Here is a 13,573-nt window from a genome sequence, read left to right on the forward strand (position 1 = left end):
CATTATATAACTTATTGATAAATTAGACAAATGACTTAAATAAGGACAATAATTTTAAAATAACGATAATTAAATTATTTAATTTTAAAATTAATAAAAAGAAAAAAAGAATAAACAATATTAATAAAATGCATAGAATTATATTGACACATAAATAAAATTTAGTATAATGATATTATAACGCAATAAATTTAAAATACATATAATAAAAATCAAAGTTTAATTCAACAATATTAAGGGGGAGTTGCATGGACACTGTAATAAAAAAGAAAGAGAAGATTATTTTTCGAAATAGGGACTTTATGCTTTTATTACTAGGTCAACTAGTGTCTAATATAGGAAATGCAGTTCATTCTGCAGCAGTATCCTTGTATATTATGGATTTAGTTGGTGAAGGTAATTCTGGTATGTTTATAGGTATTTTTGGAATATGTATGGCTGTTCCAGGAATTATATTTGGACCATTATCAGGAGTATTTGCTGATAAATTTGATAGAAAAAAGATTATTGTTGGTACAGATTTCATCAGAGGTATATTAATGTTAATATTATTAGGATTTATATATTTTGATATAGTGCCATTGATTGCACTTTTTACGATGACTGCAATAAGCGCATTTTTTGGAAGTTTCTTTAATCCAGCAGTAAGCGCATCAATACCAAATATTGTAGAAGAGAAAAATTTGACTAAGGCAAATTCCTTTAGTGGTATGGGAAGACAACTGACTTGGATAGTTGGAATGGCAATATCAGGATTCTTATATTACTATATAGGGTTTGTAGGCGTATTAGTAGTTAATGGTCTCTCATTTATCTTATCAGCTCTTTCAGAAATGTTTATTAATATTCCCCAAAATAAAAAGAAAGTAGAAAAGCTGTCCAATGAATCAGATAATAAAGAGGAATATTCGAAAGAAGAAACTGAAATTGGTCAATCCGATGAAAATGAAAAGGTTCAATCATCCTTTTGGGAGGATTTTAAGGATGGGCTTCGAGTGATTCGAGGACAAAAAGCAATAATGACTTTATTGGGATTTGTGATAGTTCTTAACTTCTTATTTAATCCTATTTTCCAAGTGGTTTTCCCAAAGACCATTAAATTCACTTTAGGTATGGGAGCAAGGGAGTATGGACTATTGTATGCTGTTTCACCTGTAGGATCAATTCTTGGAATGCTCCTTTTATCTATTTTACCTCAAAAGGAAAAAAATTATGGTATGATGATGTTTACGATATTTATGCATGGATTTTTATTAGCAATCTTAGGATTACCTATATTACCATTTATTCTAGGAAACATAAGCAATTCAATGGCATTCTTTATATTCTGTGCAATATTCTTTATGTTCGGAGTCTTTAATGCATTACTAAATGTACCCCTGACAACTACCTTTCAAAAAAAGATACCTGATGAGTATAGAGGAAGATTCTTTGGCATTTTAGGAACTGTGTCCCAGGGGATTACACCTCTAGGTCTATTAGTAATCGGCTTTATAGCTGATACATTTCATCCATCAGCTATTTTTATAACTGTGGGATTAATGTCAATTTCATTAACAATATGGATGTTGTTTGTAAAAGAGTTAAAGGAGTTATAGTGCAAACATTTTATGAAAAAATATTAGATATGGGGGAATATAAATGAATAAAGTATCAAACTTTCAATGGAAAGTGATTGAAAAGGAAGATAAGAAAAATATTATTAATTTTATAAAAGTGTTAAATGAAGTAGATAATTTAGAAGCTACTGTTTCTGAGGAAATGTTGGACTATTTTCTAAGCAAACCAAACTTTAAAGATAGTATGTTTTTAATTTATGAAGAAGGTAAGCTTATAGGGATAGGTACATGTATATCATCAGGAACATCTAAATATGAAGGTGGATTTGAGGTTTACGTTCATCCAAAATTTAGGGGGATGGGCATTGAGGATAGCATCTATGATATTCTTGTAAAAAAAGCTAAGGAAAAGAAATTAAGAAAAGTAACTGCTAGTTCAAATGAGGATATTGAATATTTGAGAAGCTTATTTGAAAGAAATAAGTTTAAAGAGTATGAATACATGTGGCATATGAAGTTACACCTAAGAGATAAAAAGTTTGAGAGTTTGGAAAATAACGAATTAAGTTTTGTTAAGACCGATATAAAAGATTTATCTAGATTTACTGATTTAATGAATGATGGATTTAGGGAAGGTAAAGAAGGAAAATATACAGAGGAAGCTTTAGAAAATAAGTTCTCTGACCCAAATACTGACATATATCTACTTAAAAAAGATGATGAGTTAATTGCATGTACAAGTATTACTTTTCAAGAAGAAATGTCTATTGGATATATTTCAGGATTAGCAGTTTATAAAATATATAGAGGTAAAGGATTTGGACAAATACTACTTAACTTAAGTATAAGAAAAATAAAGGAAAGAGGATTAGATACTGCTTCTTTACATGTAGTAGGGACAAATGAAAGCGCATTGAAACTCTACAAGAAATCAGGATTTGATGAATGTGGAAAAGTAATAAGATATGAAAAAGAATTTTAATCTAAATATGATAGGGAAGAAAGAATAGCTATTCTTTCTTCCCTATTTCTATAATGGCACCTATCTTAGACATTACGTGATCATATCCACCTTTGCTATGGGGAATCATACAATTACTGCAGTCTTTTATTTTATTTTTATAGCTAAAGTTACCTCCACAGTTTTCCTTTAATGCATATAATGGACAATAGCAAAATAAGCAATTAAAATGCTCAGAATCATTAGTGTTATGGCAAGGGAAAAATTCACATTTTGTATTTTGAACAAACTTATAATTTTCACTCATTTCAAATCCTCCTAAAAGTTTTTCTTATCTCTGATTATATAGCATATGGAATTATTGTAAATACTTATATTAAAATTAAGATTTTTTAACAATTTACATATTTATTGTACTTCTGTATAATTAAATTAAAGGATGAAATAAGGAGATGAGAGAATGAGCGTAAAAATAATAACTGATAGTGGCTGTGACTTACCTAAGAATATTTTAGAACAATATGACATAGAGTTACTTTCTTTAGGGGTTCATCTAGAAGACAAGAATTATTTGGATGGAGTGGATTTAGAACCAAAAAAACTATACGATAAAATGAGAGAGGGCAAGGTTGCAACAACCTCACAGGTTTCTCCGCAAACTTTTATGGAAGTATTCACTAAGCATGCAAAAAATAATCAAAGTTGCATATATATCGCTTTTTCTTCTCAACTATCTGGTACATATGAAACCTCTGAGATGATTTTTCAGCAGGTTAAAGAAGAGTATCCTGATTTTGATTTAGATATTATTGATACAAAGTGTGCTTCTTTAGGAGATGGGTTAGTTGTATATAAGGCTGCACAGATGGCAAAAGAGGGAAAATCTAAGGAGGAAATCCTAGAAAGTATAAACTTCTATAAGGAGCATGTTGAGCATGTATTTACTGTAGATGACTTAGAGTATCTCTTTAGAGGAGGTAGAGTAAGTAAAACAGCCGCATTTCTAGGCACTTTGCTAAATATCAAGCCTTTGCTAGATGTTGAGGATGGAAAGCTTATTCCAAGAGAAAAGGTTAGGGGAAGAAAAAAAGTTCTTAAAAGATTAGTCAAAATTATGGGTGAAAGAGGAGTTAACTTAAAGAATCAACTTATTGCTATTTCTCATGGTGATGATGAAAAAGGGGCATTACAATTGAGAGATATGATTCAGGAAGAGTATGGATGTGAAGATTTTCTCATAAATATGATTGGTTGTGCAATTGGTGCCCATTCAGGGCCAGGAACTATATCTTTATTTTTCTTGAATAAAGAAGAATAAGAGAGATGAGTTTTTAATTATTAAAATAATATTACAAAAAATTTTAGAAGAATATAAGCAAGATTAAAAGAAGTGATGAAGTTTGTTTCGTCACTTCTTTTATATTATTTTTATATAATGTAAAAAACTATTTACAAAATATGTATACTATTATATAATGCCTACTAATAATCTTTTTTGGGGGTGAGTCTATGGATATAAATAAGAATATTAAAAATTATTATTTTTATTCAACATTTGCAGAACTGCTGATACTTGGGCCTATCATGGTATTGTTTTTATTAGCTAAGGGATTATCCTTTACTCAAATAATGCTATTACAATCAATAGCAGCAGTTTCAGTTGTAGTATTTGAAGTTCCTACTGGGGCTGTGGCTGATAAGTTTGGAAGAAAGCTTAGTATGATATTAGGAGCAAGCTTTTGGGGAATAAGTTTATTTGTATACATGGTTGGAAAAAGTTTTATAGTTTTCATGATTGCTGAGATAGTATTTAGCATAGGAGCTACTCTGAAATCAGGAGCCGATACTGCACTTATATATGATTCACTTAAAAAGCATAAAGTAGAAGGTGAATTTCAAAGGATAGAAGGTAATGCCAGAGCATTTTCTTTATACGCTCAAGCCATTGGCTCAATTATCGCAGGATTTATTTATGGAATAGATAGAAATTTACCAATGTTAGTTTCAATTATATTTATGATTATAACAATAATAGTGGCTATTAGATTCGATGAGCCACCTATTGAAGAGAAAGAAGGGAGTCACGAGGCTAAATACTTATCACATATAATAGAAAGTGGAAAGTACATTATAAAGCATGAGAAGATAAAAGCCATATTATTATTTTCAACAGTGTTCTTTGTATTTTATAGGGCCGGATTTTGGTTTTTCCAGCCTTACATGAAATCAGTAAATATTCCTGTTGAGGCATTTGGAATTATATTTTTTGTATTTAATATTACAGCAGCTTTCGTTTCCAAACGTAGCCATAAGATAATGCAGATGACTAAGCCAAGAACTTTAACTTTTATGGCAGTATTGATTATAGTATCATTTCTTATTCTAGGGGTGACTAAAATATGGGTTGGAGTCGCTGCTATTCTCCTACAGCAAGCTGCTAGAGGCTTATATAGACCAGTAACTAGAAAATATTTAAACAAGCATATACCATCGGATAAAAGAGCAACGATCCTATCATTTAATAGCTTAGTTACTAATATTGCTGTAGCAATAGCTTTACCTTTTATGGGAGTATTAATGGATTCAACAAATGTTTATATTTCCCATTTGATTTTAGCATTGGTAATGATAATATTAATTGGAATGTCGTCGATATATATGAATAAAAGGTTGGGAAAGAAGAATAAATTAAAGGAATTAGCATAAATACTAGGATTTAAATAAAGAATGAATTATACATTCTAAAAGCTTATATTCTCTAATTCTATCTTTCAACTAATTTATTATTTTTAAATAATACTTGTTTGATAGACATCTTTTAGTAAAAAAGACATCAATAGCGGGAATCTTTTTGAGATTCCCGTAAAGTACTAAAAAATTATCTTATATAACTATATAACAAAAATATCATTCTCTAAATTATATTAAATTTCTCTTAAGAGCAAGAAACACTGATATGTTTAATTTTTTTATTCCTTTATACTATATATACTCTAATACTTTTGAATCTCAAATAATCCTTCTACCCTTTCATTCATATATTTATATGAATCATAAATTCCTTGATTATAAAACTCTTTGGCAAGATGTTCAGTAAAAAAATCTAGGATAATCATAGCTGCTAAATCACCTAAATCTTCATTACGTTCTTCTAAAAAGAATTTCTTAATAGCATCTAACATTTTTTTTTGATTTTCTTGACTAATTTCAAATTTTTTGTCCAAAATAAAATCCTCCTTATTATATTGATAAAATTGTATAATAAAATTTTCTTAAACACTTGAATTTAGGCATTTATTCATAATATCTGAAAAAATCATTCATTACAATAGGATATAAGCATTATATCATTTTTCAACTAGGTATTTCCAATATTTCATTGGCATATTACTTTTCTGTAGCTTTGGATTAATCCTGTTTTTAATAGCAATACTATCAAAATACTTTATCCAAAGTCTTTGATAAAAAATCTCATCTTTACTAAACTCTAAATCACTTTCTAAATTAATATCCTTTACTACCCATTCTTTCTGATTGTATAGAACTCCAATGCCTCTTTTAATATCGTGTATAACCCAATTTTGATCGGATAGACGCTCAATAAAATGCGGAGCAATCAAAGCAGTGATATTATAGTCCGGTTCATATTCTGCATAATAAATATTATTCTTTAACTCTTTGAACCTAAGTAAACCTAGCATAAAATGGATTTCTCTTGTGACTTTCCTTCTTATATTATGTATTGTTGATACCCTGTCATCTGATATATGGAGGTCCACATTTCTACCTATTTTCCAGCCGTACCTAAGATATTGATAAATTAGAGTTCCAATATCATCAAACTCTGATAGATAGACATAAAAAACATTTTGTAGTGTTTTAACAGATATTTTTTTTCTAATTGAATTATAGACCTTCTCTGCTTTTTCTGGAACAGTTTCTATGTGGATGTATTCCACAAGTAGCTCTCTCTGATAGTTATTTATGCTCAGTATTTTTAGAGGATTGTCTTTTCGATAATATGCCTCATAAATTGATGTTAATAAACCTTCAAAACTTCCATCATATATATAATAAATCATTTGAAGTCCTCTCCTATTTCTATAAGGTGGTTTTCTACAGGAGCTAAACTTGGATATAATGAAAAAATAGAAAGCTGTTCACCTTGCTTTTTATTATTATTCTGTTTGCTAGAATCCATTAATAAACTTTTCTTGATTCTATTCTCATCTATACCAACTTCACCGTAATACTTTCCTTGGCAAGTTATGAAAAATCTAGCTCTCTTTAAAACAGCACCAATTTTTTTGAGATTATCATATGTTAGAGGTCCAAAACGCCTTGCTGCTAGAATTTTTTTAGCTGACTTTATTCCTATACCCGGTATCCTAATAAGCATTTCGTAATCAGCTTTATTTATTTCCACAGGAAATAGGTGTAGATTTCTAAGGGCCCAATTACATTTAGGATCAAAATCTATATCAAAGTTTGGAGAGTTTTTATCTAATAACTCAGACGAAGTAAATCCATAGAATCTCAATAACCAATCTGCTTGATATAGTCTGTGCTCTCTTAATAATGGAGGTGTACTTATATCAGGTAGATTAGGATGCTTTGATACAGGTACATATGCTGAAAAGTATACCCTTTTTAAGTGATATTTGTTGTATAGAGATTCAGAAAGATTTAAAATAGTAAAGTCTTCGTCATCAGTAGCACCTACGATCAATTGAGTGCTTTGACCGGCAGGAACAAATTTATTAGCAGATCTATAACGTTGTAAGGCATATTTGTTTTCTATAATTTTTGAATCAATCTGTCCCATAGGAGTAAAAATAGAATTCATATTCTTTTGTGGTGCAAGCAATTTTAAGCCTTTATCCGACGGAAGCTCTATATTAACACTCATTCTATCTGCAAATCTACCTGCTTCTTCTATTATCTCTATATTAGCTCCAGGTATGGCTTTGAGATGTATATATCCATTAAAATTATAATCTAATCTAAGTTTTTTCACAGTATGGAGTAACAACTCCATTGTATAATTTGGATTATTAATTATACCAGAGCTTAGAAAAAGACCTTCTATATAATTTCTGCGATAAAAACTAATAGTCAGCTTAGCTAGTTCGTCAGGAGTAAAAGCAGCTCTTGGAACGTCATTAGTAACTTTATTAACACAATATTTGCAATTATAAATGCAATAATTCGTAAAAAGTATTTTTAACAATGAAATACATCGACCATCATCTGACCAACTATGACATATTCCACTTATATGACTGTTGCCTATCCCACCTTTAGTATTCTTCCTTGAACTTCCACTGGAGGAACATGAAACGTCATATTTGGCTGCATCGGCTAATATTTTTAATTTATCTAAAATCTCCATGAAATCACCTCTAATGGTAATATAGGATTATTTTAACATAAAAAATACAATAAATCAAACGTATGTTCGTAATTTTTTGTCTAGTATTGATTAGAGAGGAATCATAGGAAAAATTGTCAAATATTTAATAAAATTTGGGAAAAATGATATAATTATTTTAATAAAATAAACAGGGGGAATCATTATGAAGATTAACATTAGATTTGATACAATTGATGAGATGTTAAATTTATGTAGGCAGGTTAAGGAGGGGAAATTAGAAATTAGTAGATTAGAAAAGCTATTGGATCATGATGATTATCAAGTAGAGTTTCAACGATATAAAGGTAGAGTTTCTAGAAAAGAATTTATTAATTTCTTCTCAAACTTTCCAAATCTTGAATATGAAGAAATAACTAACAAAGATTTTAAAGTTCATTACGACCATTTTAAGTACCTATTTGATAACCTTGACCTATATGAGAAGGAATGTAAAAAGCTAAAGGATTTTTCAGAAGAAATGTTCATGGAACAGACAAATCATGCCCTTAAAGGCCTACCAGAAAATGTAAATTTGCATGAACTAAATTTTATTTTCACTATAAGTATTGGAATGAGCTATGGTTGGGTTTATGAGAATAATAGTCACTATGATTTTATTCAAATGATAAAGAATTCTTCTGTAGAAGAATTTAAAGCTTGTCTAGCTCATGAAATTCATCACATAGGAATGAATAGTATTTTCGATAACTCAAAAATTGCTAATTTTTCACCTGAAGAACTTTTTTACTTATACTTTGCTGGAGAAGGATTAGCAGTAAAGTATTGTAATAATGCTCAAGGTAAGTTATCTAACAGTATTTATGATGGAGAAAAAAATATTGGATTGGATAGCTTTACTTGGAACTATTTAAATGATGAATTTGATGAAAACTTTAAGGTATTTAAAGAGCATATTAATAAAATGAGAATGGGAGAAATCACTAGTCAAGAAGGAGTTATGAAGATAATTCAAGAATATTGGATGAATTTTCATACAAAAGATCAAGAACAAAATGAACCACCTAAGCTTAAGCAAGGGAGATGGTATGCCTTTGGGAATGACATATGGGGAGTCATACATGATGTATTTGGCAGAGCTAAGGTTTTTGAAATTTTAGAAGATCTAAGTGAGTTCCCCGAAGTGTATAATATGGCAGTTACAAAGATAGGAAAAGAAGAATATATGATTTAATGAATAATTATATATGGGTTATTATATAATTTAAAAATTACATTTTTTTAACAATTCGATTTTTTAAATTCTATTGACAGGATAAACAGCTGATGTTAATATATAAAAAATAATTTACTTTTGAACTATGGGAGTGCTTCTAGGGTTCCGAGTTTTTAACTGTCTGGTCCGAGGGAAGCAGCTGTAAAACAGTACACCGTGGGTATAAAAGACTCTAGCGGTAGGTTCCATTTGGAATCTACTGTGGAGTCTTTTTTTCTTATATTCAAACAAAAAGACTCTAAATACTAAAATAGTGTAATAATAATTTATTATTAATTCTTTTATCGGTGTTTTAAGTATGGGTTAAAGGTAATCAAATAATTCTAGGGGAGGGTATTATCATGTTATTAGGTAAAAAAGTTAAGTTAAGAGGAATCAAGGAAGAGGACGTACAACTAGCTTATGAGTATATGAATGATCCAGACGTTATTAAAAATTTAACTCCAGGAATTCCATATCCAATGACTTTGCAAAGGGAAAAGGCTTGGTATGAAAATCAAAAAGAAATGAAGGACACTTATAATTTTGCTATTGAAGATTTAGAAAAGGGTATTTATATCGGAGGATGTGGTGTAAATACTGTTGATTGGAAAAATAGTGTGGCCATTGTAGGTATATTTATTGGACACTCTGATTATCGAGGAAAGGGATATGGAACAGATGCAATGAAGATATTACTAGACTTTATTTTTAATGAAATGAATATGAATAAGGTACAACTTAATGTATACAGTTTTAATGAGAGGGCTATTAAATCGTATAGAAAAAACAGATTTGTTGAGGAAGGAAGACTTAGACAAAGAATTTTTAGGAATGGAGAATATCATGATGAAGTTATTATGGGAATACTAAGAGATGAGTATTTTAGTAATAATAATTAATATATTGAAGTTGGGAGGTGAAATTAGTGAGGTATCCAAAGGCACTAATAAAGGGCGATACTATTGGAGTAACAGCACCGTCAAGTGGGGTAACAGGAGTATTCAATAAAAGAATAGATAATGCAATTAAGAGGCTTGAAAACTTAGGATTTAAGGTTGTAGAAACTGAATCTCTAAGAAAAAATAATAAATTTGTTAGCGCTGATCCAGAAACAAGGGCAATTGAATTTATGGAACTTTATAGAAATAAAAATATAAATGCTATAATACCACCCTGGGGTGGAGAGTTTCTTATGGATATGCTACCATACTTAGATATTGAGGAACTAAGGAATCTCGAATCAAAGTGGATTATGGGATTCTCAGATACTAGTACTTTAAATTTTGTATTAACAACTAATTGTGACATGGCTACAGTTCATGGACCAAACCTTAGTGACTTCGGTGCCGAACCAGTTGATCCATCAGTTATGGAAGCTATAAATATCTTGATGAGTACTAAAGGCTTTTCTCAAGTTAATCTGGAATCATATCAGAAAAGCTGGGGAAATGTGCAAAAGGACCCATTTGTACCTTATCAGCTTACAGAAAGAGTTGAATGGAAAAGTCTATGGAAGGCAGATGAAGAGATTAAATTTAGTGGGAGATTGATAGGGGGATGTCTAGATGTTATTTGTAAATTAATCGGGACTCCCTATGATAAAGTTACAGATTATATCACTAAGTATAAGGATGACAAGATAGTATGGTATTTTGAAAGCTGTGAAATGAATGCTGGAGATATATATAGAACGGTATGGCAGATAAAAATGAATGGATGGTTTGATAACTGTTCAGGAGTATTGATTGGTAGACCAGCTGGAGAAGTAGACATGGGAGATTTTGATTTTAAAGATGCATTAAAAAGCTCTCTAGAGTCTTTAAGTATACCTGTAATATATGATGTAGATATTGGTCATCTTCCTCCTCAAATTACAATAATAAATGGAGCTTTTGGAACTGTTGAATATGAAAACGGTGCAGGGAAAATTCATCAGGTTTTAAGATAGTCTCATATGGAGGAAGTGCATATAAAATTCTTTAGGAGTTTTTATTCTAGTGGCTACAGTATTTAGATAATTTGTAATTTTAGAATGATTAAAAGTGATATTTATAGGGGGGATTTTGATGGTAAGTATAAAGGAAACTCAATACATAAAAGGTAATAACAATATTATTATAAGAAGTGCAAGAATAGAAGATGCGGAGGAACTATTGAAACATGTACATAAGATCCATGAAGAAACTACATTTTTACTTAGAGAACCAGAGGAATTTGATTTAACTATAGAAGAAGAAGAGAAATTTATATCGTCGAGCCTATCTTCAGATAATGAAGCATTTATTATCACCGAAGTAAATGGCAAGATAGCAGGTTCATGTACTTTAAAGATAAGTGCTTTAAAAAGAGAGAGGCATAAAGGTACTTTAGGAATAGCTTTACAAGAAGATTTCTGGGGGCTAGGAATAGGAACTAAGCTAATGGAAACAGTTATTAACTGGGGAAAAACAAAAAGACTAATAAAAATCTCACTTAAAGTGGATACATCTAATCGTAGAGCTATCAATTTGTATAATAAAATGGGATTTGAAGTAGAAGGAAAACTTCTAAAGGATAAAGTGTTAAAGAATGGAAGTTATAAGAATTCATATGAAATGGCTTTATTTTTATAATTATTAAATATAATTTATAAATGGGAGTATTATGTTTGAAAAAAAGGAATATCCAATATTAGAATTTGATCCATGTAGAAAGTCATATATAGAACCAAAGGAGCATATTGAACCAATAGATATTCCAGAATCTTGTGTTATAACATTCTTTAGGGATGTCATTGAATATAAGAATAAACAAGGAGAGTTAAAAGAGATTGCATCTTTTCGTTCAGAGACAGTAGATACTCCAGTTTATGAAACTATATATGATGGAAAGAGAGTTGCCCTTACATTAGGAGTTGTTGGAGGAGCAGGATCAGCAGGAATATTAGAGCAATTAATCGCATTAGGATGCAAGAAGTTTATAGTGTGTGGTGGAGCGGGAGTCCTACAGAAGGACATTGCTGTAGGTAACCTTATAATTCCAACTTCAGCAGTTAGAGATGAAGGAGTATCCTATCATTACGTTGAACCTTCACGTGAGGTTGAGGCAAATGATAGGTTGATTAAGATTTTAGAAAATGAACTTGAAGAAAAAGGCATTAAATATTTAAAAGCAAAGACATGGACAACTGATGCATTTTTTAGAGAGACAAAAGAAAAGGTGAAATTACGTGTTTCAGAGGGTTGTTTAACAGTTGAAATGGAAGCAGCGTCATTATTTGCAGTTGCAAAATTTAGAGAAGTCGAGCTGGCTCAGATACTTTATGGTGGAGATGACTTAAGTGGAGAGAATTGGGATAATAGAAGCTGGAATAGTAGAAAGGATATTCGAAGAAATTTAGTTGATCTATCTATGGAGATATGTACAAAGATATAGGTGGAATCTTGATTAATATAAGATTTAGATATAAGTGAGAAAATTGCATATTAAAATTTTATGCAAGATTATATTTAATTTGTAATTATGCAATTTCATCAAGTAATTAGTTTGGTATAAAATTTAATATAATTAGGGGGGGAAAAATGAGATTTGAGAAATATGATTCAATATCTGAGTTTGAAAAAACAACAGAAAAGTTATTACTAAAGAATGAAGTTGAAAATAATCTTCCTTTGGGAATTATTAATGGAATATCTAATAATCCTGAAAGCTTTGAAGATAAAGAGAAGGCTTTTCTTGGTTTAGTAAGGGACGGAAAAGATAATATTAATTTAATTACAATAATGACGCCACCAAATAACATTATTGTGAGTGGAGTAGGAAATCAGATAGGAGAAAGCATTAAGGAGGCAATAGAATTCCTTATAACTCATAATATAGAAGTTCCAGGAGTCATAGGTGTTAAAGATATTGCTAATGAATTTGCAAAGCAATGGGCAGAAACGAATAACTGTATAATAAAAGTTCATATGGATCAGAGAATTTATAGACTTGATAAAGTTAATTCTATTAAGAAATCCTCTGGAAAGCTTCGTAAAGCGACTTTAAAAGATATAGAATTAATTGCAAAATGGATGGGAGACTTTAATATTGAAGCTGTCGATGTAGAATTATCAGAGGAAGAGTTAATAAATAAAGCTAAGGATCATATTAAAAATAAGAAACTATATATATGGGAAGATGAGAAGCCAGTTTCTATGGTTGGAAAGACTAGACCAACTAAAAATGGTATAGTAATTAGCTATGTTTTTACACCTAAGGAACATAGGGGAAAAGGGTATGCAACCACAAGTGTGGCTACTTTTAGTCAGATGCTATTAGATGAAGGATACAAATATTGTAGTTTATATACTGATTTATCAAATTCAATATCGAATAGTATTTATATGAATATTGGGTATAAGCCTATTGTAGACTCTATCGTCTATAACTTTAAGTAAATAGAG

General features: G+C 30.1%; 14 protein-coding genes. 10 read left to right on the forward strand and 4 right to left on the reverse strand.

The window, feature by feature from the left end; all coding sequences use genetic code 11:
* The first annotated feature begins 248 nt into the window (after positions 1-248).
* Complete coding sequence (locus JMO20_RS13815) at positions 249-1,598, forward strand: MFS transporter (protein WP_202710274.1); 1,350 nt, start codon at positions 249-251, stop codon at positions 1,596-1,598.
* Between the two features lie 43 nt (positions 1,599-1,641).
* Positions 1,642-2,541 carry a GNAT family N-acetyltransferase gene (locus tag JMO20_RS13820; RefSeq protein ID WP_202710275.1) on the forward strand — a complete coding sequence of 300 codons (900 nt, stop codon included), beginning with the start codon at positions 1,642-1,644 and terminating at the stop codon, positions 2,539-2,541.
* Positions 2,542-2,569: 28 nt separating this feature from the next.
* On the opposite strand, the gene JMO20_RS13825 is transcribed toward JMO20_RS13820, so the two are convergent.
* Positions 2,570-2,827, reverse strand: coding sequence for a cysteine-rich small domain-containing protein (locus JMO20_RS13825; protein WP_202710276.1), 258 nt, complete (start codon positions 2,825-2,827; stop codon positions 2,570-2,572).
* Between the two features lie 153 nt (positions 2,828-2,980).
* Between JMO20_RS13825 and JMO20_RS13830 the strand changes: the two genes are divergently transcribed.
* Both JMO20_RS13830 and JMO20_RS13835 read left to right on the forward strand, forming a co-directional pair.
* On the forward strand, positions 2,981-3,838 hold the full coding sequence (locus JMO20_RS13830; protein WP_202710277.1) for a DegV family protein: 858 nt from the start codon (positions 2,981-2,983) through the stop codon (positions 3,836-3,838).
* A gap of 191 nt (positions 3,839-4,029) precedes the next feature.
* The gene (locus JMO20_RS13835) at positions 4,030-5,226 is read left to right on the forward strand and encodes an MFS transporter (protein ID WP_202710278.1); all 1,197 of its coding nucleotides are present in this window, start codon (positions 4,030-4,032) and stop codon (positions 5,224-5,226) included.
* 287 nt (positions 5,227-5,513) lie between these two features.
* On the opposite strand, the gene JMO20_RS13840 is transcribed toward JMO20_RS13835, so the two are convergent.
* The 3 genes from JMO20_RS13840 to JMO20_RS13850 form a co-directional block, all read right to left on the reverse strand.
* Complete coding sequence (locus JMO20_RS13840; RefSeq protein ID WP_202710279.1) at positions 5,514-5,744, reverse strand: DUF2164 domain-containing protein; 231 nt, start codon at positions 5,742-5,744, stop codon at positions 5,514-5,516.
* Between the two features lie 123 nt (positions 5,745-5,867).
* Entirely contained in the window at positions 5,868-6,602 is a 735-nt protein-coding gene (locus tag JMO20_RS13845) for a TIGR03915 family putative DNA repair protein (RefSeq protein ID WP_202710280.1), read from the reverse strand.
* The gene (locus JMO20_RS13850) at positions 6,599-7,912 is read right to left on the reverse strand and encodes a putative DNA modification/repair radical SAM protein (RefSeq protein WP_202710281.1); all 1,314 of its coding nucleotides are present in this window, start codon (positions 7,910-7,912) and stop codon (positions 6,599-6,601) included. Before JMO20_RS13850 ends, JMO20_RS13845 begins: the two co-directional genes overlap by 4 nt.
* 184 nt (positions 7,913-8,096) lie before the next feature.
* Between JMO20_RS13850 and JMO20_RS13855 the strand changes: the two genes are divergently transcribed.
* The 6 genes from JMO20_RS13855 to JMO20_RS13880 all read left to right on the forward strand — a co-directional run bounded on the left by JMO20_RS13855 (position 8,097) and on the right by JMO20_RS13880 (position 13,567).
* The gene (locus JMO20_RS13855; protein WP_202710282.1) at positions 8,097-9,125 is read left to right on the forward strand and encodes a DUF5700 domain-containing putative Zn-dependent protease; all 1,029 of its coding nucleotides are present in this window, start codon (positions 8,097-8,099) and stop codon (positions 9,123-9,125) included.
* 383 nt (positions 9,126-9,508) lie between these two features.
* Positions 9,509-10,048, forward strand: coding sequence for a GNAT family N-acetyltransferase (locus tag JMO20_RS13860; RefSeq protein ID WP_202710283.1), 540 nt, complete (start codon positions 9,509-9,511; stop codon positions 10,046-10,048).
* 26 nt (positions 10,049-10,074) lie between these two features.
* Positions 10,075-11,097 (forward strand): LD-carboxypeptidase, encoded by a 1,023-nt coding sequence (locus tag JMO20_RS20640; protein WP_202710284.1) that lies wholly within the window; start codon positions 10,075-10,077, stop codon positions 11,095-11,097.
* A gap of 118 nt (positions 11,098-11,215) precedes the next feature.
* Positions 11,216-11,761 carry a GNAT family N-acetyltransferase gene (locus JMO20_RS13870; RefSeq protein WP_202710285.1) on the forward strand — a complete coding sequence of 182 codons (546 nt, stop codon included), beginning with the start codon at positions 11,216-11,218 and terminating at the stop codon, positions 11,759-11,761.
* Between the two features lie 31 nt (positions 11,762-11,792).
* Positions 11,793-12,563: a nucleoside phosphorylase gene (locus tag JMO20_RS13875; RefSeq protein WP_202710286.1), complete on the forward strand. Its 771-nt coding sequence runs from the start codon at positions 11,793-11,795 to the stop codon at positions 12,561-12,563.
* A gap of 146 nt (positions 12,564-12,709) precedes the next feature.
* Positions 12,710-13,567 (forward strand): GNAT family N-acetyltransferase, encoded by an 858-nt coding sequence (locus tag JMO20_RS13880; protein WP_202710287.1) that lies wholly within the window; start codon positions 12,710-12,712, stop codon positions 13,565-13,567.
* The last annotated feature ends 6 nt before the right edge of the window (positions 13,568-13,573 follow it).

The organism is Sporosalibacterium faouarense (assembly GCF_016765695.1).
Classification (GTDB): Bacteria; Bacillota; Clostridia; order Tissierellales; family VENL01; genus Sporosalibacterium; species Sporosalibacterium faouarense.

Bases quoted from the DNA above. Each gene is read 5' to 3' on its own strand.
- JMO20_RS13815 (WP_202710274.1), top strand. From the start codon at position 249: ATGGACACTGTAATAAAAAAGAAAGAGAAGATTATTTTTCGAAATAGG.
- JMO20_RS13820 (WP_202710275.1), top strand. From the start codon at position 1,642: ATGAATAAAGTATCAAACTTTCAATGGAAAGTGATTGAAAAGGAAGAT.
- JMO20_RS13825 (WP_202710276.1), bottom strand. From the start codon at position 2,827: ATGAGTGAAAATTATAAGTTTGTTCAAAATACAAAATGTGAATTTTTC.
- JMO20_RS13830 (WP_202710277.1), top strand. From the start codon at position 2,981: ATGAGCGTAAAAATAATAACTGATAGTGGCTGTGACTTACCTAAGAAT.
- JMO20_RS13835 (WP_202710278.1), top strand. From the start codon at position 4,030: ATGGATATAAATAAGAATATTAAAAATTATTATTTTTATTCAACATTT.
- JMO20_RS13845 (WP_202710280.1), bottom strand. From the start codon at position 6,602: ATGATTTATTATATATATGATGGAAGTTTTGAAGGTTTATTAACATCA.
- JMO20_RS13850 (WP_202710281.1), bottom strand. From the start codon at position 7,912: ATGGAGATTTTAGATAAATTAAAAATATTAGCCGATGCAGCCAAATAT.
- JMO20_RS13855 (WP_202710282.1), top strand. From the start codon at position 8,097: ATGAAGATTAACATTAGATTTGATACAATTGATGAGATGTTAAATTTA.
- JMO20_RS13860 (WP_202710283.1), top strand. From the start codon at position 9,509: ATGTTATTAGGTAAAAAAGTTAAGTTAAGAGGAATCAAGGAAGAGGAC.
- JMO20_RS13870 (WP_202710285.1), top strand. From the start codon at position 11,216: ATGGTAAGTATAAAGGAAACTCAATACATAAAAGGTAATAACAATATT.
- JMO20_RS13875 (WP_202710286.1), top strand. From the start codon at position 11,793: ATGTTTGAAAAAAAGGAATATCCAATATTAGAATTTGATCCATGTAGA.
- JMO20_RS13880 (WP_202710287.1), top strand. From the start codon at position 12,710: ATGAGATTTGAGAAATATGATTCAATATCTGAGTTTGAAAAAACAACA.